This window comes from Pseudomonas sp. PvP089 (assembly GCF_017875165.1).
Classification (GTDB): domain Bacteria; phylum Pseudomonadota; class Gammaproteobacteria; order Pseudomonadales; family Pseudomonadaceae; genus Aquipseudomonas; species Aquipseudomonas fortuita.
On record NZ_JAGGME010000002.1, the window covers coordinates 152,851 to 176,509 of the forward strand.

The 23,659-nt window shown below is 57.2% G+C and carries 22 protein-coding genes and 1 pseudogene; 13 read left to right on the forward strand and 10 right to left on the reverse strand.

From position 1 onward, the window contains the following. Window positions 1-10: 10 nt before the first annotated feature. The 4 genes and pseudogenes from J3A71_RS30580 to J3A71_RS30595 all read right to left on the reverse strand — a co-directional run bounded on the left by J3A71_RS30580 (window position 11) and on the right by J3A71_RS30595 (window position 4,726). The gene (locus tag J3A71_RS30580; protein ID WP_049696798.1) at window positions 11-1,510 is read right to left on the reverse strand and encodes an aldehyde dehydrogenase; all 1,500 of its coding nucleotides are present in this window, start codon (window positions 1,508-1,510) and stop codon (window positions 11-13) included. A gap of 54 nt (window positions 1,511-1,564) precedes the next feature. Then, the gene (locus tag J3A71_RS30585; RefSeq protein WP_209953674.1) at window positions 1,565-3,046 is read right to left on the reverse strand and encodes an APC family permease; all 1,482 of its coding nucleotides are present in this window, start codon (window positions 3,044-3,046) and stop codon (window positions 1,565-1,567) included. A 158-nt stretch (window positions 3,047-3,204) separates the two neighbouring features. Further along, a pseudogene (locus J3A71_RS30590) lies at window positions 3,205-3,438 on the reverse strand (amino acid ABC transporter substrate-binding protein); the annotation flags it as partial. Between the two features lie 388 nt (window positions 3,439-3,826). Further along, complete coding sequence (locus J3A71_RS30595; protein WP_029380371.1) at window positions 3,827-4,726, reverse strand: LysR family transcriptional regulator; 900 nt, start codon at window positions 4,724-4,726, stop codon at window positions 3,827-3,829. 133 nt (window positions 4,727-4,859) lie between these two features. Here J3A71_RS30595 and glyA point away from each other — a divergent pair, with 133 nt between their 5' ends. The 7 genes from glyA to pabB all read left to right on the forward strand — a co-directional run bounded on the left by glyA (window position 4,860) and on the right by pabB (window position 13,045). Beyond that, window positions 4,860-6,131, forward strand: a complete 1,272-nt coding sequence (gene glyA / locus J3A71_RS30600; protein WP_209953678.1) for a serine hydroxymethyltransferase — start codon at window positions 4,860-4,862, stop codon at window positions 6,129-6,131. A gap of 58 nt (window positions 6,132-6,189) precedes the next feature. Beyond that, a complete protein-coding gene (locus J3A71_RS30605; RefSeq protein WP_009683819.1) occupies window positions 6,190-7,515 on the forward strand; it encodes a D-serine ammonia-lyase in 1,326 nt (441 codons plus the stop codon). Between the two features lie 101 nt (window positions 7,516-7,616). Then, entirely contained in the window at window positions 7,617-8,519 is a 903-nt protein-coding gene (folD, locus tag J3A71_RS30610) for a bifunctional methylenetetrahydrofolate dehydrogenase/methenyltetrahydrofolate cyclohydrolase FolD (protein ID WP_029380372.1), read from the forward strand. Between the two features lie 11 nt (window positions 8,520-8,530). Then, on the forward strand, window positions 8,531-9,427 hold the full coding sequence (gene purU / locus J3A71_RS30615) for a formyltetrahydrofolate deformylase (RefSeq protein WP_009683817.1): 897 nt from the start codon (window positions 8,531-8,533) through the stop codon (window positions 9,425-9,427). A gap of 225 nt (window positions 9,428-9,652) precedes the next feature. Further along, complete coding sequence (locus tag J3A71_RS30620; protein WP_016715860.1) at window positions 9,653-10,999, forward strand: gluconate:H+ symporter; 1,347 nt, start codon at window positions 9,653-9,655, stop codon at window positions 10,997-10,999. A gap of 95 nt (window positions 11,000-11,094) precedes the next feature. Then, complete coding sequence (gene folK, locus J3A71_RS30625; RefSeq protein ID WP_009683814.1) at window positions 11,095-11,658, forward strand: 2-amino-4-hydroxy-6-hydroxymethyldihydropteridine diphosphokinase; 564 nt, start codon at window positions 11,095-11,097, stop codon at window positions 11,656-11,658. 43 nt (window positions 11,659-11,701) lie between these two features. Next, entirely contained in the window at window positions 11,702-13,045 is a 1,344-nt protein-coding gene (pabB, locus tag J3A71_RS30630) for an aminodeoxychorismate synthase component I (RefSeq protein WP_009683813.1), read from the forward strand. A 5-nt stretch (window positions 13,046-13,050) separates the two neighbouring features. Here the strand turns inward: pabB and J3A71_RS30635 are convergent, their stop codons facing one another. The 3 genes from J3A71_RS30635 to istA form a co-directional block, all read right to left on the reverse strand. Then, window positions 13,051-13,734: a serine acetyltransferase gene (locus J3A71_RS30635; RefSeq protein WP_009683812.1), complete on the reverse strand. Its 684-nt coding sequence runs from the start codon at window positions 13,732-13,734 to the stop codon at window positions 13,051-13,053. Between the two features lie 375 nt (window positions 13,735-14,109). Continuing rightward, window positions 14,110-14,913 carry an IS21-like element ISPst3 family helper ATPase IstB gene (istB, locus tag J3A71_RS30640; protein ID WP_009686136.1) on the reverse strand — a complete coding sequence of 268 codons (804 nt, stop codon included), beginning with the start codon at window positions 14,911-14,913 and terminating at the stop codon, window positions 14,110-14,112. Beyond that, the gene (gene istA, locus J3A71_RS30645; protein ID WP_110676733.1) at window positions 14,906-16,405 is read right to left on the reverse strand and encodes an IS21 family transposase; all 1,500 of its coding nucleotides are present in this window, start codon (window positions 16,403-16,405) and stop codon (window positions 14,906-14,908) included. The genes istB and istA overlap by 8 nt, the downstream gene beginning before the upstream one ends. A gap of 266 nt (window positions 16,406-16,671) precedes the next feature. Between istA and J3A71_RS30650 the strand changes: the two genes are divergently transcribed. Continuing rightward, a complete protein-coding gene (locus tag J3A71_RS30650) occupies window positions 16,672-17,331 on the forward strand; it encodes a hypothetical protein (protein WP_016486929.1) in 660 nt (219 codons plus the stop codon). Between the two features lie 96 nt (window positions 17,332-17,427). On the opposite strand, the gene J3A71_RS30655 is transcribed toward J3A71_RS30650, so the two are convergent. Next, entirely contained in the window at window positions 17,428-18,288 is an 861-nt protein-coding gene (locus J3A71_RS30655; protein ID WP_024717773.1) for a hypothetical protein, read from the reverse strand. Window positions 18,289-18,541: 253 nt separating this feature from the next. On the opposite strand from J3A71_RS30655, the gene J3A71_RS30660 reads away from it, so the two are divergent. Then, complete coding sequence (locus J3A71_RS30660) at window positions 18,542-19,600, forward strand: tyrosine-type recombinase/integrase (protein WP_016486931.1); 1,059 nt, start codon at window positions 18,542-18,544, stop codon at window positions 19,598-19,600. Between the two features lie 50 nt (window positions 19,601-19,650). Here J3A71_RS30660 and J3A71_RS30665 read toward each other — a convergent pair whose 3' ends face one another. Next, entirely contained in the window at window positions 19,651-20,142 is a 492-nt protein-coding gene (locus J3A71_RS30665; RefSeq protein ID WP_169739406.1) for a hypothetical protein, read from the reverse strand. Window positions 20,143-20,650: 508 nt separating this feature from the next. Between J3A71_RS30665 and J3A71_RS30670 the strand changes: the two genes are divergently transcribed. The 3 genes from J3A71_RS30670 (at window position 20,651) to J3A71_RS30680 (ending at window position 22,353) form a co-directional block, all read left to right on the forward strand. Beyond that, entirely contained in the window at window positions 20,651-20,842 is a 192-nt protein-coding gene (locus tag J3A71_RS30670; protein WP_016486933.1) for a hypothetical protein, read from the forward strand. Between the two features lie 414 nt (window positions 20,843-21,256). Beyond that, entirely contained in the window at window positions 21,257-22,051 is a 795-nt protein-coding gene (locus J3A71_RS30675; protein ID WP_033734847.1) for a hypothetical protein, read from the forward strand. Continuing rightward, window positions 22,048-22,353: a hypothetical protein gene (locus J3A71_RS30680; protein WP_016486936.1), complete on the forward strand. Its 306-nt coding sequence runs from the start codon at window positions 22,048-22,050 to the stop codon at window positions 22,351-22,353. Before J3A71_RS30675 ends, J3A71_RS30680 begins: the two co-directional genes overlap by 4 nt. Window positions 22,354-22,454: 101 nt before the next feature. Here J3A71_RS30680 and J3A71_RS30685 read toward each other — a convergent pair whose 3' ends face one another. Next, complete coding sequence (locus tag J3A71_RS30685) at window positions 22,455-23,186, reverse strand: hypothetical protein (RefSeq protein ID WP_016486937.1); 732 nt, start codon at window positions 23,184-23,186, stop codon at window positions 22,455-22,457. Window positions 23,187-23,390: 204 nt separating this feature from the next. Between J3A71_RS30685 and J3A71_RS30690 the strand changes: the two genes are divergently transcribed. Beyond that, window positions 23,391-23,654: a hypothetical protein gene (locus tag J3A71_RS30690; RefSeq protein WP_016486938.1), complete on the forward strand. Its 264-nt coding sequence runs from the start codon at window positions 23,391-23,393 to the stop codon at window positions 23,652-23,654. Window positions 23,655-23,659: the final 5 nt, after the last annotated feature.

The following is a 23,659-nucleotide window of genomic DNA, read 5'->3' on the forward strand; positions in this document are numbered from 1 at the left end:
CCGCGCCTCATTATTTCAGTTGGATCCAGATCGTCTTCACTTCGGAATACTGGTCATGGGCCAGGAACGACTTTTCGCGACCGCCGAAGCCGGACTGCTTGAAGCCACCGAACGGCACCGACTGGTCGCCTTCGGAGAAGCAGTTGACCGACACGGTGCCGGCACGGATGGCGCGGGACACCTTGTGCGCGGTGTGCAGGTTGTTGGTGTAGAGCGATGCGGCCAGGCCATAGGGGGTGTCGTTGGCAATGGCGATGGCCTCCTCGACGCTGGAGAAGGTGATCACCGAAAGCACCGGGCCGAAGATCTCTTCGCGGGCGATGGTCATCTGGTTGCTGACGTCGTCGAAGATGGTCGGCTCGATGTAGTAGCCGCCGGTCTCCTGGCGAATGCGCTGACCGCCGAGGATGATCCGCCCACCCTCCTCCACGCCCGCCTTGATGTAGCCGAGGATGTTGTTCATGTGCTTCTCGTCGATCAGCGCACCGATGCGCGTGCCTTCGACCAGCGGATCGCCGACGGTCCAGGTCTTGAAGTGCTCGACCAGCGCTTCCAGCAGCCGGCCCTTGACCTTCTCATGGACCAGCAGGCGCGAACCGGCGCTGCAGTTTTCGCCCTGGCTGAAGAGAATGCCGATGGCCAGTTGCTCGACGATCGGCTGCAGGTCATCGACATCGTCCATGACGATGGCCGGGCTCTTGCCGCCCAGTTCGAGGATGACCTTCTTCAGGTTGGACTCGGCGGCGTACTTGAGGAAGTAGCGGCCGACTTCGGTGGAGCCGGTGAAGCTCAGGCAATCCACGTCCGGGTGGCGACCGAGGGCCTGGCCGACGGTCTCGCCGAAACCGGTGACGATGTTGAATACGCCGGCCGGGATCCCGGCCTCGGCCACCAGTTCGGCGAAGCGCAGGGCGCTGAGGGTGGTCTGCTCGGCGGGCTTGACGATCAGCGAGTTGCCGCCGGCCAGGGCCGGGGCGGTTTTCATCGCCAGGATGACCAGCGGGAAGTTCCACGGGATCACCGCGCCGACCACGCCGACCGGCTCACGCACCACCAGCGAAACCAGGTCGCCGGGCGTCGGCGAGCTCTGGTCGTAGAGCTTGTCGATGGCCTCGGCGTGCCAGCGCAGGGTCTCGATGGCGTCCGGCAGGTCAGCGGCCAGGGCGTCGTCTACCGGCTTGCCGTTGTCCAGGCTTTCGATCAGGGCCAGCTCTTGGGCGTGCTGCTCGACCAGGTCGGCCAGGCGCAACAGCGCACGCTTGCGCTCCTTCGGCGCCAGGCCGGCCCAGCGCCGGTCCTCGAACGCCGCCTTGGCGGCCGCTACCGCCACCTCGACATCCGCCGCGTCGCACTCGGCGATGCGGGTGAGGACTTCACCGTTGGCCGGGTTGACGGTAGTGAAGGTCTTTCCGTCCAGGGCATCGACGAAGCGTCCATCGATAAAGGCCCTGGTCTGGAAGCGCTGGGCCTTGGCCCGCTCGGCGAAGTTGGGGCGAAGAGTGTTGGTCATGCTGTTTCCTCATTGCTGGATAGGTGACTGCCGCACGGGCATGGCTGGACCGGGTTACTCGCAGAGCACCGACTTGATCCGTTCGTACTTGGCTGGATGGCATCGCTTGACGTAGAAGCCGTAGGCCCAGCCGGCGGCGAACACGATGAACACAAGCGCCGCCAGCAGGTTAGCCCAGGTGCCGCTGAGGCCCAGGAGCAGCTCCACGCTGCTGAGCGCGTAGTAAAGGAAGACGCACAGGCCGGCGACGGCGATCAGCGGGGCCAGGAAGGCATTCCAGAAGCGCTGGTCGCAGCGGGTGCGGCGGAAGAACACGAAGATGGCGATGCTAGCGATGGTCTGCGCCAGGACGAGGCCGATCGCGCCCATGCCGGTCATGCTGGCGTACAGCACGTTGTACGGGTCCAGGCCCATCACCGCGAAGAAGCCGACGCAGATCACGGCACTGACGGTCTGCACGATCGAGGCGACGTAGGGGGTCTGCGCCTTGCGTCCGGTGTAGCCGAGCGGCGACCAGACCAGATGCTGGCGGCCCAGGGAGTACAGGTAGCGGGCGATGTTGTTGTGGATGGTCACCATGGCCGCGAAGATCGCCGTGACGATGAAGATATTGAAGAAGCTGGTGGCCCAGCCGCCCAGGACCATGTCGCTGACCCGGAACACCAGTTTGCCCGACTCCTTGGTGGCGATCTCCACGGCGTGATCGGTGCCCAGGGTGCAGATGATCAGCCAGGTGACGCCGCTGTAGATGGCGGCCATGAAGAACACCGAAAAGTAGGTGGCGCGGGGAATGGTGCGTTTCGGGTCGCGGGCTTCCTCGCTGTAGATCGCGCTGCCCTCGATGCCGCTGAAGGTGACGCAGGCGAACATCAGGGCCACGCCCAGGCCGGGGCTGAGCAACGCCGACGGTGCGAAGGGCGCCAGGCTGAACGAGGTTTCGGCTGGGCTGTTCAGCAGCATGCCGCCGGCCAGGACGAACAGCAGCAGGCATTCGAAGCTCATCAGGAAGCCCAGCACCCGCGCGCCGGAATGCACGCCACTGACGCCGAGGTACAGGCAGGCGGCCGCCGCCACCGCTGCGCACAGCCACCAGGGCACGGCCACGCCGGTGGCCTGGAGGATCAGCTCGGCCGCATAGAAGCCAAAGCCGCCATAGAGGCCGACCTGGATCGCCGTATAGGAAAAGATGGTCAGGGCCGCCGTGCCCAGGCCGGTCAACTGGCCCATGCCCAGGGTCACGTAGGCATAGAGCGCACCGGCATTGCTGACATGCCGGGCCATGGCCACGTAGCCCACGGCGAACAGCATCAGGATCGACGCAGCAAGAATGAAGGCCGCCGGCGAACCGACGCCGCTGCCGATGCTGAGCATGATCGGCACGACGGCGACCACGCTGGTCATCGGCGAGGCCGCCGCGATGATGAAGCAGGCGATGGACGTAACGCCGAGGGTGTTGCGTTTCAGACCGTGGTTGCTACCGCCGCCGAGCGCTGGGGCATCGGCGGAGCGCACCTCGGGTTGCTGGGTATGATTCATCGTTTCAGCTTCCTGTAGTTATTTTTGGCAGCTAAACAAAGGGGAAGGCCCATTATTTTATATTGTATACGATTGTTTCCAATCTGCACCCTGCGCCGTTTCCGGATTGCTCCGGTACGCGCCGTGAAATCCGTTTTCCTTCTCGCCGGTCAAGCGGGAAAGACGGCTGCAGCAACAGCCCTGCAAACATCTACATCGAATCCGTGAAAATTACCCTTGGGGTCGGTATAAGAGAAGCCTGGCAGGCCATCACTGATACCACATTGAACAAATCCCTTCTTCTTGACATTGTCGAGCGTCGTACCGGCCATGGCACCCATTGACATCATCGAACTCAGCGTCAGTGCTGCGACTGTCAGGCCAACTTTGAAGATCTTGTTTTCATTTTTCATGTTATTGCTCTCATGGATTGCAGCAGAGACATTCCGCCCAAGCGATGACGCTCTAGCAGGTACTCAACCAACTCTCAGAGGCAGAAAACATCAGACAGGCCACTACGGCCCAGAGAAACAATCAGAAGATTTTTTAAGTGGCATAGGCTGCCCTCTTTTTATTTTTAAAAAGCCCCGTTTCCGGGGCGAAATATGAAGCACCGTCAGACCTACCGAATTACTGAATGTCAGGATCAGCAATTGAGTGTGCCCAACCGAGAGTCTCCTCCCGGTTGAGATCAACCTAGCGCCTATAGAAAAAGAGAAAAAGCGAATAATTTTACAATATTACGTAAGCTAAGCTTACGAATGCGGCTACACGCCACTATGATGTTGATTTTTAGGGGGGTCACCGAATCTCAGCCGCGTGTTGCTCTAGGCATTGTACGAACACCTGAAGCGCCGGGCTCCTCTTCTCACCCTTGCGAAATGCAATGGATATGCGGCGCCGAATCTCTGGTTCCAGTCGACAAATTCGTGTGCCCTGTAAATCTTTACGAGCCCTAAGTCCAGGGAGTATGGCAATCGCGCACCCCTCGCTAACTAACGCTCTGGTAACCTCGAATCCCTTGCAACGCGCGATGATGTTGGGCGTGTACCCTGATTTCTGGCAAGCATCGGTCAACATCCTGGTGTAAGTGGAGGAGGCTGTATCCATCACCCAGTTTTCATGCTCAAGATCCTGCCACGTGACAGTCTCCATCACTGCTAAGCGATGATCAGGCGACATCATCACGTTGAACACGTCTTCGATGAGTGGTGTGATTTCGATACTGGGGTCAAGCAGGCCGGGTGGTACGTTCAAGTCATCGATCAGCGCAATATCTGTCTGCCAACTGCGCAGAGCATTCATCCCTTCCTCAGGCTCCATTTCCTCAAACAGCACCTCCAGGCGAGGATGAGTGGCATGGAGTGTTTGAATTGTCTTGGGCATCAACGCTGCTGCAACTGAGGGAAATGCAGCAATCCTCAGGTCTCCAGCCACGACCTTTTTCAACTCGGCCATATCGGCCCTAGCGGATTCGAGCTCTTCAAAGATCCTATTGGCTCGCTCAACGAGCTTTCTGCCAGCGATGGTCAGATCTACGCCTCTCCCGCGCCGTTCTACCAGATCGATCCCCACCTCCTGCTCCAACAGCGAAATCTGCTGGGAGACAGCGGATGGCGATACGTGCATCGCTTCAGCAACGGCTGCCATGGTCTTACGTACCGCAAGCTCTCTCAAGGCACGCAACTTACTGATATCCATCAAGTTTCCCCTAAAAAGCGACATCTCAGAAAATCATTAAGTATTGCTTACGTATTATTGAAATATTATTCGCTTTTTTTGATCTGGGACAGGGTATAGGTTTGAAAAAAACCCCAACAAAGGTAACGCCGTAATGACCCACTCCTACTTCAACGACAATCTTGCTGAGCGCGACCCGCTGATCTTCAAAGCTCTCCAAGACGAGAAAAAACGTCAGCAAGGCCAGATCGAACTGATCGCCTCTGAGAACTCGGTGAGCTTCGCCTCTCTGGAGGCCATCGGTTCGGTCATCACCAACAAGACCGTTGAAGGCTACCCAGGCAAGCGTTTCCACGGCGGCGCTGATTTCGCCGACGTTGTCGAGCAAGCTGCCATTGACCGCGCAAAAGAACTTTTCGGCTGCGGCTTCGTGAACGTGCAACCACACTCCGGCACCCAGGCCAACCAAGCTGTGTTCTTTGCACTTCTGCAACCAGGCGACACAGTATTGAGCCTGGATCTGGCTTCGGGTGGGCACCTGAGCCACGGCGCAAAGCCGAACCAGTCGGGCCGTTGGTTCAGCATCGTTTCGTATGGCGTAGATCGCGAAACTGGCCGAATCGACTACGACAGCGTCGAAGCTCTGGCCTTGGAGCACAAGCCGAAGCTCATCATCTCGGGTGGCTCGTCTTACCCACGTGAAATCGACTTCCCGCGTATGCGAGAGATTGCCGATAAGGTTGGCGCAACTTACCTGGTGGACATGGCCCACTTTGCCGGACTTGTCGCTGCTGGAGTGCACCCTTCGCCGATTCCACACGCAGACATCGTGACCTGCACCACCACCAAGACCCTCCGTGGTGCTCGCGGCGGCTTGGTCATGACCAACCGCGAAGACCTCTTCAAGAAGCTTCAACCGGCTGTTTTCCCAGGCGTACAAGGCAGCGCACACCTGGCAACCATCGCCGGTAAAGCAGTGTGCCTCGGTGAAGCTCTGACCGATGAATTCAAGACCTATGGTGCAAACGTCAAAGCGAACGCTCGCCTGCTTGCAGAAGTTCTGCAGAAGCGTGGTGTACGCATCGTCAGTGGCGGCACTGATACTCATGTTGTTCTGGTAGATGTTTCGTCCAAGGATCTGACCGGTCAGCAGTCGCAGGACGCGTTGTCGGAAATCAACATCACCTCGAACAAAAACCCGATTCCGTTCGACAGCGCCAAGCCATCAGAGTGGAAAGGCCTGCGCCTGGGTTCGTCAGCGGGTACTACTCGAGGTTTTGGTGCCAAAGAGTTCGAAGTCATCGGCAACCTGATCGCAGATATCTTCGATGCACAAGTTGCTGACGAAACTACCCGTGCCGCCGTCATCGCGAAGAGCCGCGCAGTAGTTGCCAAACTGGTTGCCGACTTCCCAATCTATGCCTAAGGGGTACATGGCGGATGCCTAGACCATCCGCCTCACTCCACGCTGTAGGAAAATAAAAATGAGCGTTCAACTTCCCAATGATCCAGCGCGTGACGATGTCCTGGCTGGCCGACCTGCGCTTTGGCTAAACCCGAACCTGAAAGCCAACGGCATTGCTGACCAATCGCTGCCGATCCGGGCTGCTCAAGTTAAAGAGGCCGAAGAAAACTGGCAGCTGCTGGCGCCAGTGCTGGAGACGTGCTTCCCCGAACTCAAGGCATCGAAGGGCCGGATCCAGTCCAAGCTGATCGAAGCCGAAGATCTGCGTGGTGCTCTCGGGTATGGCACTTCGGAATACGGTCGTGTCTTCGTCAAGGCAGACGGGGACTTGCCCGTCGCGGGTTCGATCAAAGCACGTGGTGGCGTTTATGAAGTCTTTATGCACGCCAAGAAGATGGCTGAAAAGCGCGGCATCCTGACTCCTGGTGGCGATATTACCGTCCTGGTGGGAGAGCAGGCCCGCGCTCTTTTTGCCCAGCACACCATTGCCGTGGGCAGCACAGGTAATCTGGGGCTGAGCGTTGGTATTGCCGCTCGCGCTCTGGGCTTCCGAGCAGTGGTGCACATGTCGTCGGACGCCAAACAATGGAAAGTTGATCGGCTCACACGCCTGGGCGTGGAGGTCGTGCAGCACAAGGCCGACTATACCACTGCAGTCGAACACGCTCGCATTGATGCAGAGGGCGATCCAAGCATCTACTTCGTGGATGATGAGCGCTCGGAAATGCTGTTCTTCGGTTACAGCGCTGCTGCCAGCGAGCTGGCAGTGCAGCTCAAAGAGCAGGGGGTCACCATCGATGAAGACCATCCATTGTTCATCTACCTGCCATGCGGTATTGGCGGTGCACCCGGTGGCGCGGCATACGGACTGAAAGCTATTTTCGGCGATGCCGCTCACGCTTTCTTTGTTGAGCCGGTTCAGTCTCCATGTGCCATGGTTCACATGATGAGCGGTTCTAAAGAGCTGATTTCGGTGTATGACGTTGGCCTGACTAACCGAACTGAAGCAGACGGTATGGCGGTTGCCCGTATGTCGGAGTTCGTAGCGGATGTCATGAAGCCAATGCTGTCCGGCGTTTTCACTGTCGACGACGACGACTTGTTCCGCTGGCTCTGGAAGGCGCAAACCACTCAAGCAATTCGCCTTGAGCCATCAGCTACTGCAGGCTTTGCCGGCCCAGAGTTCATCGTGAACAGCAATCAAGGTCGTGCTTATCAAGAAGCTCACGGACTGAGCAATAAACTCGCTCAGGCAACACACGTCATTTGGACAACTGGTGGCGCTTTCGTTCCTGAAGAGCAATTCAAGGAATTCATGGCGCGCGGAGCTTTACTGGTCAAATAAGACCAGAGCTCTAAAGGGGGTGGCAAACAACACCCCCACTCCTCAAATTTGCGCCAATGAAAACCAATCACGCCAGTCAATGACGTTGAGGTGTTAGTTTCATGAACAATCAATTCTTGGCCGACCGTATCGACGGGAAAGGCTTTGCAGCCAATCTCGTGGACAAACTTACGGAAGAAGTAACCGAGATTAAAGAGCAAACAGGACTCATTCCTGGCCTGGCTGTTGTACTTGTTGGCGAGGATCCAGCAAGTGGCGTTTATGTAAGTGCCAAACACCGCCAGACATTGGCCATCGGTATGCAGTCGTTCGTTCATAGGCTGCCCGCTGATACAACCCAAGCTGAGCTAATGGGTCTCTTGGACGAGCTGAATGCCGCTCCGGAAGTTAATGGCATTCTCGTGCAACTACCTCTTCCTGCACACCTTGATACCAACGCGGTTATCAATGCCATTGATGCAGACAAAGATGTGGATGGTTTTCACATCCTGAACGCTGGCCGTTTGGCCACAGGCCAAGACGCCTTGGTTCCCTGCACCCCGCTGGGCTGCTTGATGATGCTGAAAGACCGTTTGGGCAGCTTGGCCGGAATGAATGCTGTAGTTGTCGGCAAATCAAACATTGTTGGTAAGCCAATGGCCCAGCTGCTGATGGCCGAGAACTGCACCGTGACCGTCGCGCACTCCAAAACGCGAGATGTCCCTGCGTTGTGCCGAACTGCCGACATTTTGGTGGTAGCGGTAGGGCGGCCTGAGATGGTGAAAGGCGATTGGATCAAGCCAGGCGCTGTCGTTATCGACGTAGGTATCAACCGCATTGAACGTGATGGCCGGTCGCGCATCGTCGGCGATGTTGCATATGACGAAGCAGGGCATGCATCGGCGATTACACCAGTACCAGGCGGTGTTGGCCCGATGACCATTGCGTGCCTGCTGGCCAACACTGTGACCGCGTTCAAGCGTCAGCACAAAATCGTAACCAAAAAAGAAGCTGTTGCTGTTTAAGGTGATCCCAAATGACCAAGACTAAAAATAATTATGTACTGCGAGTAACTTGCCCTTCGATCCGTGGCGTCACAGCTGACATCACCAGCTTCTTGTCTTCTCGCGGCTGCAACATCCGCGACAGCGCACAGTTCGACGATGAGAGCACCAACCACTACTTCATGCGTATTACCTTCCGTTCGGAAGAAGGCCAGTCGCTTGAAGATCTGAGAAAAGAGTTCCAACCCCTTGTTGATAAATACAAGATGGAGTTCGAATTCTTCGATGAGCGCGCCAAGCGCAAAGTCATTCTGATGGTTTCCCGTTTCGGCCATTGCCTGAACGACCTGCTGTATCGCTGGGGCATCGGCGCCCTGCCAATCGATATTGTCGGTGTGATCTCCAACCACCTGGATTTCCAAAAGGTGGTCGAAGGGCATGGTATTCCCTACCACCATATTAAGGTGACCAAGGAGAACAAGGCTGAAGCTGAAGCAGCACAGATGCGCATCGTCCGCGAGGCGGGTGCAGAGCTGATCGTACTCGCCCGTTACATGCAGATTCTGTCTGACGAAATGTGCCAGCAGATGTCGGGGCGGATCATCAACATCCATCACTCGTTCCTCCCGTCGTTCAAAGGCGGCAGCCCCTACAAGCAAGCCTTCGAGCGAGGCGTGAAGTTGATCGGTGCAACCTCTCACTTCGTCACCGCCGACCTGGATGAAGGCCCCATCATCGAGCAAGACATTGTTCGAATCACCCATGCGCAAAGCCCAGAAGACTATGTCTCCTTGGGTCGAGACGTAGAAAGCCAGGTGCTGGCACGGGCCATTCATGCCTACGTGCACGGGCGTGTGTTCATGAACGAGAACAAGACGATTGTGTTCCCGCCGTCGCCTGATTCGTACTCCTCTGAGTCTATCGGTTGAGATGAGCGCGTCCCGCGCTCGTTTCGCCATAGTACCTAAGTGTTTGATCAAAAATTGGTGTAGGTGACTTGTACCCTCTTGGACGTCAACCCAAGGGGGTATTCCTACTCGTAAAAATTGAAATTGCAAGTTGAAGTAAGCCATGCCTAATCAATAAAGCTTCGGCACTTTACCTATCTCATTTATAGCTGCCCAAATAAAGAAAACAAGGTGCGAGGCATAGAAATGCAAGATACAACTTGGCTGTTAGGAGTTCTGTTTTCCTCCATTGCACTGATCATCTTCTTGATCATGAAAGTACGACTTCACGCTTTCTTGGCGTTGATAATCGCGTGCTTTGTCGTCGGCTTCGGCTCCGGCATGCCGGCAACTCAAATCGTCAAATCACTGGAGTCGGGAATAGGCGGAACCCTTGGGTTCCTGATCGCCATCATCGGGCTCGGCGGCATCTTGGGCAAAATGCTTGAGGAGTCAGGCGGGGCCGAGCGGCTGGCCAAGACTCTTCTCGACAACTTGGGATCAACACGGGCCCACTGGGTCATGGCTATCGTCGGCGCTATCGCTGGCATTCCTGTGTTCTTCGAGGTTGGATTCGTACTTCTCATACCTTTGGTGTATGTGGTGGCCCGCGAAACCAAGATCAACTTGATGTTTCTTGGGATCCCACTGGCCATCTCTCTGATGACCATCCACTGCATCCTCCCCCCCCACCCGGCTGCCATGGCCATCACTGGTATGCTACATGCCGATGTAGGTACCGTGATTCTTTACGGCCTTATGGTCGGCATTCCGACCATGATCATTGCCGGGCCCATCTGGGTGAGTCTGTTCTGCGGAAAAGCAGCGAGCGAAAAGCAGCAAAGCTTCTTGGAGTCGCACGGAAAGCACTTGCCTGCTGAACGGGCACTCCCAGGCATCGGCATTACGCTGATGACCATCGCCTTGCCACTGATCCTGATGGTCTTCAAAACCGCTGCTGCTGGCCTACCGGCTGACTCTCTGGTACAGCATGTCGCGCAGTTTGTGGGCAACCCACTGACCGCCCTGATGATCTCCGTCGCCTTTGCCTACTGGTCTCTTGGCTTGCGCCAAGGCCGCACCATGCAGCAACTGCTAGAGATTACCCAACGCGGTTTCCCAGCGCTTGCAAACATCATCTTCGTGATCGGCGCCGGCGGGGCTTTCAACGCCGTCCTTATCGAGAGCGGCGTTGGTAAAGCGATTTCGAACATGCTGGCCGGCACTGATATCAACCTGATCATCCTGGCATGGTTCATCGCATGGCTGATGCACTTCGCCGTGGGCTCGGCAACTGTGGCCATGGTAAGCGCTGCGAGCATGATCAACCCAATGCTGGCCGCTGACCCTCACCTGAAACCGGAAATCTTGGTCGTCGCTATTGGCGCCGGCTCCATAGGCTGGGCACACGTCACCGACTCGGCATTCTGGGTCGTGAAGGAGTATTTGAATGTCTCGCTGTCGGAGGCACTCAAGAAGTTTACCGGAGGAACCGTTGTTGCCTCCCTCGTTGCACTCCTGGCCACCCTGATACTGAATTACTTCCTAGGTTGACTTTAGCCATTTGCCATTGACGGCCTCCTTTCCCAACCTATTTGACGCCAAGCGGAATGGACGTCAAATAGGTAAGCACCTGGTGAATTGAAACTATGCCAACACATTATGTTTATCTCGGCCTTGGCAGCAATGTAGAGCGGGAAATCCACATTGATATGGCCCTGTCGATGCTTGAAGAACACATCGACCCTCTGCGCCGTTCGCCTATCTATGAAAGCGCCTCGATAGACCCTCGACAATCCCCGTTTTACAACCTGGTCGTAGGGGGCAGTACCGACCTCAGCCTGGCCGAACTCAACGCGTGGATCAAAGACATCGAACTCCTTCATGGGCGAACCAGCAGCACTCAACGCTTCATTCCCCTTGATATCGATATCTTGCTGTTTGATGACCTCGCGGGCCTCCATGAGGGGATAGAGCTCCCCAGAGCAGAAATTCTCGACCGGGCGTTCGTGCTCTATCCGTTGCAGCAACTGGCCCCACACCTCAAGCACCCAGGCCTCGGCATTTCATTCGCCGAGTTGTGGCGTCAGTTGCAGCCAGGGCCTCAGCTGTCATCTGTACGTTATCCCTTCGGTGTCAGCTCGTTTGCTCTTACAGTGCAAGCCGGGAGATTTCCGCTACCGGGTGATCCCTGCCAGCTCGCAGCGATATAGCCCGATCAACGATCCACACGTCTTGAACTCGCTGGAGCCTTGTATGCAGCCTTTTCACGTGCATCCTCTCCCTTACTTGGCAGACCCCACCGTCTTTTTCGCAGTTATCCGTAATGCCCCTGGGGCTGTTCTCTTTGACTCTGGTCGCCCAACGTCCCAACGAGGCCGCTACGATCTGATGAGCGCCTGGCCGATCAGAAGCTTTCAACCGTATGAAGGTGAGTCTTCAGCAGCATTCGCAGAGCGTTTACGGGCTGCGCTCAAGAGCCTCGGGCATAGGCGCCCAGATGAAGAGTTGCCATTCACGGGCGGCCTCATGGGGTATCTCAGCTATGACTTTGGCCGAGCAGTGATTGGTCTCAAGCCGTCGGAGAGGGTGCAGATCCCAACTGCCCTTATCGGTCTATACACCTGGGCCCTAGTATCAGACCATCAAACGCGCCAATCACGACTGATCTTCAATCCGGCTGTAAATAACCAGGAACGCAAAAGCATCATTTCGCTGTTTCAATCGGGCACGACAAGGAAAACAGACGAGCCTTTCACATTGGGCGCCAAGTTTACTCCGACCGTTACCTACAACGCTTACGAAAATGCCATCTCCAGCATCCATGACTACATCGCAGCGGGTGACTGCTACCAAGTGAATTTCACACAGAAGTTCTTTACCAGCTATTCGGGCAATCCATGGCGCGCCTATGAAATCCTCCGAAACCATTGCGCAACCCCTTTCGGTGGCTACATCAACCTGGGTCAGCATGACGCCATAATGAGTTTTTCACCCGAGCGCTTCATTCAGAGCATCAATGGGCGGGTTGAAACTCGACCTATCAAGGGCACGATGCCTAGGGGCCGGACAAGCGCTGAAGACCAACACTACGCAGAAAAACTGGCAGCCAGCGAAAAAGATAGGTCTGAAAACCTGATGATCGTTGACCTGCTTCGTAACGACATCGGGAAGAACTGCAGATCCGGCTCAGTCAGCGTCCCTGAGCTGTTCAGCATCGAGTCATACCCAAACGTTCATCACCTGGTCAGCACTATCCAGGGCGAGCTAGCCGAGGGCAGAGATCCGATAAACCTGCTGTTCGATGCGTTCCCCGGTGGATCGATCACGGGTGCACCGAAGAAGCGCGCCATGCAAATCATCGATGAGCTGGAAGCGACTGAGCGCAGCATCTACTGCGGCTCTATGTTCTATCTCGACACAGCCGGCCATATGGACAGCTCGATCACCATCCGGACACTGCTCGCCAACAGTGGGACGATCAGTTGCTGGGGTGGTGGAGGGATAGTGGCCGAGTCGACCGCCCAGGGTGAGTATCTAGAGTCCGTGACGAAGATCCGAAACCTCCTGAAGTGCCTGGAGAGCTACTTTCTACCGTAATCAACCTAGTTCACGACATCAGCAACAGATTCAGTGAACAGGGTGCACTCCGGCAACGTGACGCCCTTCTTGACGATCACGCCTCCACACAACACTGACTGAGCGTGAACAGTGACGCCCCGCTTCAACACCGGGCTTTTGCATGCCCCTACAGGGCTGCGAAGGACGCTAACCGCATTCCAAAGCGTGACATCGTCTTCGATCACCACACCGTCATCAATCACCAAGCCTTGGCCATGGCGGACAACTACACCTTTGCCGATCTCCGCGCCAGGATGAATATCGATTCCCCACACCTGAGCAGCCCAGTTCTTCAACATCATGGCGTTGTGGTGTTCGAGATTGAGCCAGAGCATATGACTGATGCGATAGAGCTGCAGAGCCTGGAAGCCTGCACAGGAGGACAGCGCGACATAGTGATCGACACAGGACGGATCATCTTTTACGAAACGCTCGAGATCAGCTGCAGACTGCACAGCGATTGCCGGCTCAGAGCGGAGCAGCGCCGTCAGCCAGGCCTGCAGCTTGTCTCCGCCCAGGTGCCTCAAGCTGAACCCGAGATTGGCGCCCAGAGCTGCCTCGAAGCAGTCATGTTCGAGAACGCGGTACTCCACATTCCATCGCATAACGGGGTTCCAGCCCGCAAACTGCTCAGCTTGTTGCCTGAGCGAACGCCATACCTTGCTCATGTGGCCTCATGAATTTCAGAATCAAGGAGATGATGAGTTAATGTGGCACGTAGTTCCACAACAGTATAGCTTAAGGTTCCTTAAGCATTAGGTAAGAATAGCTTACCAAAAGGAGGAACCTACCCAAGCCTTACGCTGATGAGTAATTTTGAAGCATTAAGGATGTGAGGTGCCGCAGCGCTGTTGGCGCTGATGGAAAATTGACCCACCCTGCCGATTGAAATTTGACCCAGGGCGGATTGCTGATTTTGTTACCAGCAACTGTGGATAAGTCTACCAGCGCAGCTGCTGTTGCCCCCACTCCTTCGCTAGCCCAGTTCAGTTGTTTAAGACCTGCCACACGCAGCCATGTAGCAGGCCGTCGTCGCCATGAAATCAGAACGGCTCATCGTCCTCCGGTTCTTGGCCGCCCTTACGCTTTCGCTCCCGTGATTTGATCTTGGCCTGGGCCGCCAAGCTACTGTGTTGCAGGCGATAGGACTCGTTACCGGTTTCGACGATGTGGCAGTGGTGGGTCAGCCGATCCAGCAGGGCGGTGGTCATCTTGGCGTCGCCGAACACGCTCGACCATTCGGCGAAGCTCAGGTTGGTGGTGATCACCACGCTGGTGTGTTCGTACAGCTTGGACAGCAGGTGAAACAGCAACGCACCGCCAGCCTGGCTGAACGGCAGATAACCCAGTTCGTCGAGGATGACCAGATCCATGCGCAGCAGTGCCTGGGCGATCCGCCCGGCTTTGCCGTCGTGTTTTTCGCGCTCCAGCAGATTGACCAGATCGACCGTGGAGTAGAAGCGCACGCGCTTACCGTGCCGGGTGATGCCGGACACGGCCAGCGCGGTGGCTAGGTGGGTTTTACCGGTACCTGGCCCACCGATCAGCACCACGTTCTGCGCGGTGTCGGTAAAGCTCAGATTGGCCAGCTCGCTGATCAAGCGAGCGTCGGCGCTGGAGGCGCTGAAGTCGAAGCCGGCCAGATCGCGGTGCATCGGCAGCTTGGCCATGTTCATCTGGTGGCTCACCGAGCGCATGGCGCGATCTGTGTGCTCTTGTTTCAGCAGGTGTTCGAGCAGCCACTTGGACGAGGCTGTGTTCGACTCACCCTGTGCAGTTAACTCCGCCCAGGCCGTGGCCATGCCGTGCAGGCGCAGCTCCTTGAGTTCCGCCATCAAATCACGCATGACCGACCTCCTCGGCCTGGCCACGCAGGCGGTCGTAGCGCGCCGTGTTAGCGACGGGGGCTTCCTTGAGCGACAAGTGGGTTTCGACGCTGGGTGGTGGTTCGGATGCTGTCAGCCGTGCCACGACATTGAGGATGTGTTCGGCGCTCAGGCTGCCGCTCTCCAGTGCCAGCTCAACGGCTACCAGCACGGCATCGAGTCCGGCGACCGGTACGGCAGCCAGGACTTGCGCCATGATCCGGTCACCGCCGGCATGACGCCCCAGACCGTGCTTAAGCTGACGCAGCGGCGCTGGCAGATCAGCAAAGGGCGCTCCGTTGCGCAGCGCACCGGGCTTGCGTTCGATCAGCGGGAGGTAGTGCTGCCAGTCATAGCTGACCTGGTCGCGATCCAGCAAGCGGACATGGCTGGCAATCAGCGCATCATCGGCCACCACCTCGATTCGCGTCGGATACAAACGGCTGCTGACCCACTTACCCGCGTACTCACATGGCACCGAGTAGCGGTTGCGCCCGACGCTGACCAGGCAGGTGCTGGAGACCCTCGCAGGCCGCTCGACGTAACCGTCGAATGGCGCTGGCACAGGCATCAGTTCAGCGCGCTCCAACTCCAGCACTTCGGCCACACTCAGCCCGCTGTATTGAGGGTGCGTCAGCTCGTTCCAAAGCGCGCGGCAGCGCTGGCCCAGCCAGGCATTGAGTTCCTCGAAGGAGTGAAAATGACAGTCCTGGGCGTCTAGCCAGATGCGCCTACGGCTGTCTTGCACGTTCTTTTCAACGATGCCCTTTTCCCAACCAGCGGCGACGTTGCAGAAGTCCGGATCGAACAGGTAATGCGCGCACATCACCGCAAAGCGCGCATTCACCGTCCGGCCTTTGCCCTTATTGACCTTGTCGACGGCCGTCTTCATGTTGTCGTAGATGCCCCGGCGCGGCACGCCGCCCAAGGAGCCGAACGAGCGTGTATGGGCGTCAAATAACATCTCATGGCCCTGGCTCGGATACGCCACAAGCCAGAACGCACGGCTGGCACACAGCTTCAGATGTGCCACCTGCATACGCCGGTAAATGCCGCCGACCAGCAAGCCTTCCTCGCTCCAGTCAAACTGAAACGCCTCGCCAAGAGCAAAGGTCAGCGGCACAAAGGCCTGCGACGCCTTGCCCTGTCCCCCTCGCCAGGCACGGATAAACGCGGTGAGCTGGCTGTAGCCACCGTCATAACCTTCGGCTTTGATTTGCGCCAACAGCGCCTTGGCACTGCGCCGCTGTTGCTTGGGCCGCAGCGAATCGGCTTTTAGCGCCTGCTCCAGCGTGGCGTGAAAAGGGCTGAGTTTGTTGAAGATCGCGCGGCGTTGGTAGACCGGCGGCTTGGCCTCAGGTGCTCTGACCCACTTGCGAATCGTGTTGCGCGCCAACCCGGTGCGCTTGGCTATCTCATGCAGCGACAGCTTGTCGCGGAAATACATCCGGCGGATTTTGCCCATCATTTCCATACTGATCACCCTGTGTTCTCCTGCTCAAAAATTGAGCAGAAGCAGTTGAGCACCTGGGTCAGTTTTCAGTCGGCAGAACAGTCTCTACTGGGTCAGTTTTCGGTCAGCGGCAACAGGCTTATCAAGGCGGCATGGGTAACCCTGCGGCAAACGCCATTGTGGTCCGGGTTGGGGAAGCCCAGGCCCATTACCCTCAATGCGCCTGCCTCAGGTTTACTGCCCTGTGTTGCACATCTCCGGTCATACAGCCAACAGGAGATTCCCCCATGCAACATTTCCAAAAAGCAGCAGTTGACCGCACCGATCGGCAAGCGATGATCAGCTTCTTGGCTGGCCACTATCGCTACGACACCATGAACCACTGGAATCGCTCCACAAGCTACGCTCACTGCGTGAAGATCCATGCCCTTGGCCTGGATCCAGAGCAGACTGAGAAGGCCTTTGAGCTACTCTGCGTCGATTACTGGGACGATCTGCAGTTGGTGATCGAGGACTTTGTCGCCGAAATGGACGGTGAGTTCACAATCGGCAGCAACGGTCGATCGAGTGGTTACCTTGTGCTCGCAAAAAGCAGCTGGGAATACACGGGTTATCAGTCTTACTGCCGAAGCTGCTCTCAGCGTAACTACCAAGCCTGCACCGAGGGTGATAATCGCTGTGGCCGCTGTGGCGCTGAAGGAGAATCCGGTCGGCGCAACTTCCAGCATCCACCTAAAACCCTTCGTGTAACTGGCCAAGCGATTGACCAGGACGAGGATTTCCAGGAATGGTCCCTGGACCAGCTTGCGAGCCGTGTTGAGGTTGTCGAGGCATTTGATCGTGCCTGTGACGACATTCGAGCGACCTTCATCAGCCTGCTGAGCCTGAACGTCGTCGAAGAGACCGTGCTTATCCCGCAGAAACGCTATGTGTTGCAATCGGCATAGCCCCACTCAACGCTCCACCCACCGCTGGCCTACGGGCTGGCGGTTTTCTTTTTCCCAAAGAAAAGCCCCGACACGTGGTCGGGGCAGGGTGGAGCGTTAAGCCCCCTTGGCAGCAGCCTCAGGGTCTGCGATCAGTCGCAGCAAGTCGTCAATCGGCAACGGGCACAGCTCCCGCATGTCGTCGTTAGTGTTCTCCAGTCGCCGGCGTAGCCCCTGGAGCAGCTCATGGAGCTGTTTTTTCTCCAGCAGGTTGACCGCCAAGACCAGGACTCGCCACACAAGCTCAGATTCGTCGTCAAGGTTATCTGTGCGTTTCCGGAGATCCGAGAAGTAATCCAGGATCTCACCGCTATCAAGGTTGTCGTATAGGTTATCCGGGCTCCAAGTGACCTCGGTACCGTAATCGGCCGCGAGTGCAGCTGTTACTTGATTACGCAGTTGCGGCATCAAGTCCCAGTCCCACCCCCCCTGTATGATCGCATTGAGGATAACGTCCTGGAGATGGGAGAGCGTTTCCAGCATCTGCGGGAACAACAACCGCCGCACCGAACTTGCACCTTCCCAGACAGCGACCTGCAGCGCATTGCGCATGGGCGTGCCTTCCGACTTTTGTCGGCTGAGGCCTTCGACCAGCACATCGCGCAACAAGCGGTCGAGCTCGCTGGACGTAGCGGCCGCGGGCTTGAGCGTTGTCATTGCCAGCATCTGCAGTTTCACAGGCCGACCGTAGTTATCGGAGCAGTTGAACGTATCACCGTCCCATTGACCGGCCGCGATTACGGCTGGCGACAACAGGGTCTCGCAGTTCTGTCCCCACAGCAGGCGAACCTGAGTGATGCTTGAATCAGTTTCTTCAATCTCCGCAGTGGAAAGCGTGGTGAGCCCAGGCAGCATCAGCTGCACGTGGGAGGCAGTTTTCAGCAAATCAATGAAGCCGGAGAGCAGCGCGTTGGTCATGGTGGATCCCTGAAAGTAGTTGAACTTGCCATCAGGGATGTGAAACACACACGAATACCCCCTCCCTTGTTCTGTGCGCTTTAAGCCGCCCGTCAATCTCTGCCCGCGCTCCCGGCGCCAGCGCTTGACCCCATTCTGACAGTGAAAAAACCAGACGAGTACAAATGTTCTCCACTACACTCCACGGACATGCAATTAACAGTCAAAGCAGGCCGACCTAGCTCCCGTCCATCCTGTACCAGCGGAGTCGCCCATGAGCGCTACTGAAGACCTCTTCAAACCTGACAATCCTTCTTGGAATGAACGGCCCAAGGAGACATTTGACCACTGGATCAGCCAGCAGGCGGGCAGGGGCACCTCTGCCCGCATCCGAGTGTCATCCGCGGAGGTGTACCGAGCGCAATGGGGCCGATTCGTCGACTGGATTGAGCAAAAAAGCATCAAATTAGACGAAGTGGATGCAAGCGATGTTTCAGACTTCCTCGATAGCCTAACCCCGGAGATCGAGAAGAACGAAAAGCGAGTGAACAATAGGCCACAACGCGACCGGTACCGTAAGCTCATCCAGCGCGTATTGGCCGACCTCTTCAAGGAAAGGGAAGCGCCAGGCTTCCTGAACCCCGCGGCGCAGGCATTGAGGGCTGAAGGGGTCAAATGGAAGGATGTTGACGGCAACCTCCCTACGAGCTTTCTGCGGCCCCAGGAGGCTGAGTTGCTTGCCAAGCACCTGGTGGCGCCGTTGACGGCGCAAAACGATCGGGGCCGCTGGCGCGAGGCGCGGGACCGGGCCATGGTGGGCCTATGTGTAGGGGCTGGTCTCAAGGTGCAGGACATTGTTGGCCTGACTGTTAATTGCATCACCCCACAGGCCGCCCCGTGGATCACCCTTTCCTATGCGGATTCGAAGTTTGAACACCGGACCAAGCCATTCGACTATGCCGCCCGGGCCCTGGCCACCTGGCTGCACATCCGCCTGCAGGCCGGTACCGAAGGTGACCTGGTGTTTCCCAGCGACATCACGCCAGTGATCAAGAACGGTCGGACAATCACCGCGATCAACCCGTCGACGGTGAACCGCATCACCGAGGCCGTGATCGTCGAGTCCGGGGTGAAGGCCATTCGCGATCCTGAGCATCGAGCGAGCCCGCAGACCCTGCGTAATACCTTTGCGGCTGAGCTGTTCGAAAGAGGGGAAACGCCGGCCCTGGTGGCGGAGTGGATGGGCTTTGCACAGCCCGTGTCGGCCGAGAGGCTTTATGAGTCCTGGAAGCTGTGGCGGCAGACCACCAAAGGCACAGAACAGGGGGAGTAAGTGGGGCTAGGCAGAGGCGTGATCACCTCCGCCCAAAGGGCAGCAGACGCTTACGCGGACTGAGGGGCCTCGGCCTCCACGTCGCACACGCTGAGGCACACGTGGCCAACGGCTGACGCATTCAAGGCGATGCGGACTTCGCGGCAAATATCCTCATGGTAGGCATCCCGCACTTCACGGAAGGCCGAGACCAATGCGACGAGGCCGATCAGGGGAGCAAGCACGTACCGCGCCAGCTCAATGATTCTGGTCAGCGCCGCGGTGATGTCGGCAGGGCTAGCAGTCTGCAATGCTGCGAGGGTACTGGTGAATGCTTCGGGCTCCAACAAGACCGCAAGCAGCACCACGCCCATAACGGCCGCTGGCAGGGCTGCAACAGCTCCCCGCAGAGTTCGAGTCAAAGCGCTCATCACAACGATCAGGGCTTTGACGTACGTCCGAGGATCTCGCCGCACGCGGTTTCGCATCTCTTGGTACTTCTCCATCGAGAGAGAACCCACCCCGACACCGTTGACCTCCGCCCTGACTTGCTTCTCGCTCATGCTCATATCCTGTGCTCCTAAAGGGGACTAATGGTCGGCCGCATGACCAACCCGCACAGGATATCATTTACAATACAAGCGACGTATGTGTTCGCGTTATAACACTCAGGCCCGGCGGGAGAGACGCGCCCGATACACGAACGCCAGAAACCACAAGGCCCACTACGAAGTAGCGGGCCTTGTGGTCGCAAGTTCAACCTTTCGGTTGATTTTCCCAGCCTTTCAGGAGATTGGGTCGGTTGAGGCTTGATCGCCTACATGAGGCCTATTAAACACAGAACATCGCGCCATTGCAACACGAAACTATAAATTTCTCCGGCGCAGCGTTCAGTGGGTAGCAAGCCCGACATTTCGGGAGATTCCCACCACAATGCTCACCGGATACGCACCCATCATGGCCCGCAGGATACTGACAGTATCGGAATAGACAAACTCAAACCGAGCATTCAAAATCATTCGACGTATAGATACGCGTTATTGGGTGAGTCAGTATGACCTGACCTCACCGATGGCCATCAATCGTTGTTTCTCCAGCAAGGGTCAAATCATGAAGCTGTTTTACTCCGATCAGATCTCCGAGCCTCAGGGTGGGCACCCGTACACGGCACTCGCGGCATTCATTGCCGGTTATCACCTCATCAGCACCGTGTTGGGTATGTTGGTCGGCGGCCCCGCCGGCGCAGCTCTAATGAGCGACTGAGGAACCGCAGCCTTCTTCCTCGCATTTTTCTGTACCAGAGGGTTCCGAATCCGGATAGGCAAGTTAAAAACAATCCTGGTGCTGCTGGTGGCCATTGCAGCTCTGGTGTTGGCTGAGTGGTTTACCCAACAGATATGGCCGCCTGCGCCGGAGCAAGCCAAAAGTTGGGCTGGTGTTGCGTGTAGCGTAGCCATGCTCGCACTGGCCAAGGCGCTTCAAGTCTTGGTGTGCCGGTACATCTGGCCAGGCTTCCGAGCAACGCTCGCTGATTGAGCTCACCAGGCTCTCATAACCACCGAATTCGCAATCCGGACCTTGCAGGTGGCCAACACCTGCATCCATCCAAGAGGGACAATGATGGCCACCATACTCTCCCAGCAACAGCAGCAGCGTCGGGAGCATGCCGAGCTCAGCATGCAGCCCATCAGCCGGGAAAAGCCTCCAACCATCAGCAAAGAGTCGACGCTCTGCGAGGTGTTCATCAAAGAGTTCAACCAGATCCCGGGGTGGACGTGTTACCCCGAAGCGGCGGGATTCGATGTGCTGGTGGTGCACGACGATGGCCGACAAATTGGCGTCGAGGCGAAGCTTTCGCTGAATGCCAAAGTCGCCGACCAGATACTGCCCAATCACGGGGACGACTTTTGGGAAAGCCCGGGCCCAGATCATCGCCTGGTCATCGTCAGCAAAATTACCGATGCCAGTGCCGGCATAGCCAAAATGCTCCGTCGGCTTGGTGTCAAAGTACTCTGCCCTTATGAATCATGGACAGCGCAAGGCTATGTGCACACGTTCGGACTTGATCATCGGCTCTTCTACGCAGAACGCAGTGCTGTCTCTGATGAACGCATGTTCGACTGGTCGCCTGCAGAGCGCTGCCGAGTACCCTCCATTGTTACAAACCTGCCAGCAGGGGTTCCATCACCTTTGCGGCTCACGCCCTGGAAAGAGTCGGCACTGAAAGTAGTGGTCCTCATGCGCAAGCAAGGGTTCATTACCGCCAAACAAATCGCGTCATTCGGCATTGGCGTCAGCGCGTGGACCCAGCCGTCAGGTAGTAAGAGACCGTGGCTCGCTAAAGGCGAGGTCCGCGGTCAGTGGGTTGAAACCGAGCATATGCCGGCCTTCGACAAACAGCATCCTGATATGTACGCCAAGACGCTTACCGAATTCGAAGCCGAGGCAGGGCAGAGCAAGGTGTCACCATGACCAGTTCAACATATTCGCGTGCGCGAAAGACGGCCGGCGAAGTCGGATTTTGGGCAGTGCTAGTCTGCAGCATCTTCGTGTACCCGACAGAGCTCAATGAGCTGCTGGGTATTTCGTCCCTGCTGGCGCCTGGTGAACTCTTGAATGGGCCCAACGACTGGACACTGTTGGTGCGAGCTAGCCTTGGTCTCGTGGTTGGCGTGGCAGTAACAATCATAGTGTGGAAGCTGCTGGCGGTACTGCTCCCAATGACGGTACAGCATCAGCCTGCTGAAGACGGCGGCTCCGGTCAAGGTGAGTGAAATGGCGCTCCTGCACTCATAGACGCTGATGGAGCAGCCCATAATCTGATTCGTAAATCTGTCGAGCCGTTTGCCAATGATCAGCGCCAGGCATTAGCAAGCTATGACCGCACTTTGCTCAATACATCCTCGATCCAGCCTGGCTCACCATATGCCGGCCGGGCGAACGGCTTCCAGTTTTCAGCCTCCTCGATCGCGACAGCCAAGCCCGCAGCGGAGATTTTGAAGCTGAGTTTTCGCCTATCAGCTACCAGAAGCCCCTTGTTCGCTAGTCCACGGGCGATGCCAAGCACGACCAGGGGAGGGGGATAGTAGCTTCGCCCGATCCATGGTTCGAACGGATCGAGGTACTCAGTGGGCTGCTGTTGTCCCTGGTGCAGAATGCGCAGGCCAGTAAGCGACATCGGCTTGCTGGCCGCGTCAATTTTAGGCTTCTGCATTGGCAGGCCTTTGAGCACCCTGGCTACCCTCCTGCCGTCAGTTGTGAGCCTGACAAATAGAGAGAGCAAGTCGCCCATGCCTATCGGCCGGTGATCTGTGCTCAACAATCCTCGGTTTTCTAGGGAGTGCCACGTTGAGCCGGCGCCATGACCGACCAGCTTCATTTCAGCGAGTGCGTATCGTAACGGGCCATCGTACGTCATCTTTCGAACCCGTCCGTCAGGACCATACTCCAGCCACCGCCATTGACTTGCCGGGGCGGAGCCTGGCCCGGAGTTCACTTCCTCGGCTCGCTGGTCTTCGTCATACGCCACAATGAGGTAGGCACGCTGGCGCTCGTTGAGTGATTCAGCGATCTCGGATATTCGGGTGATCAGCTTTTCTTTAGCCATGGTCCTGTTTCGATTCTTGGCACCTACTTAACTTAAGCACTGACGCTTGCCTTTGCCCCGCGGGCCGATCGCCGGCCTAGTCGAGATCACGGTCTCCACCGCTCTCACCCGCTGCCACTCATACCTCCCTCCACTTTATTGCTCGATGCTCAACATCTCCATGGACCAGGTCATCGCAAGACCTGCTTTATCCAGGAGATCAGCATGTCCCAGAAAATCCAAGCCACTCAAACTGCAGTTCTGATCGGTGACCGTGAGCAAGGTACGATGCTCGCCGCACTTCGCCACTACCAGGAGTTTCTCCGGAGTGGTGCGTCTGCAGTTCCCGGCCTGCTTGATATCGCAAGCAACGCCGGTCAGCTCCCCCCCCTGTCAACCCAAGAGATCGAAGTGCTGTGCGAGAAGGTTAATTTCGGGTCGACCGTCAAGGAGCTCGAATCGTTCGTCGCCAACGCAAAAGCTAAGTGACGGGT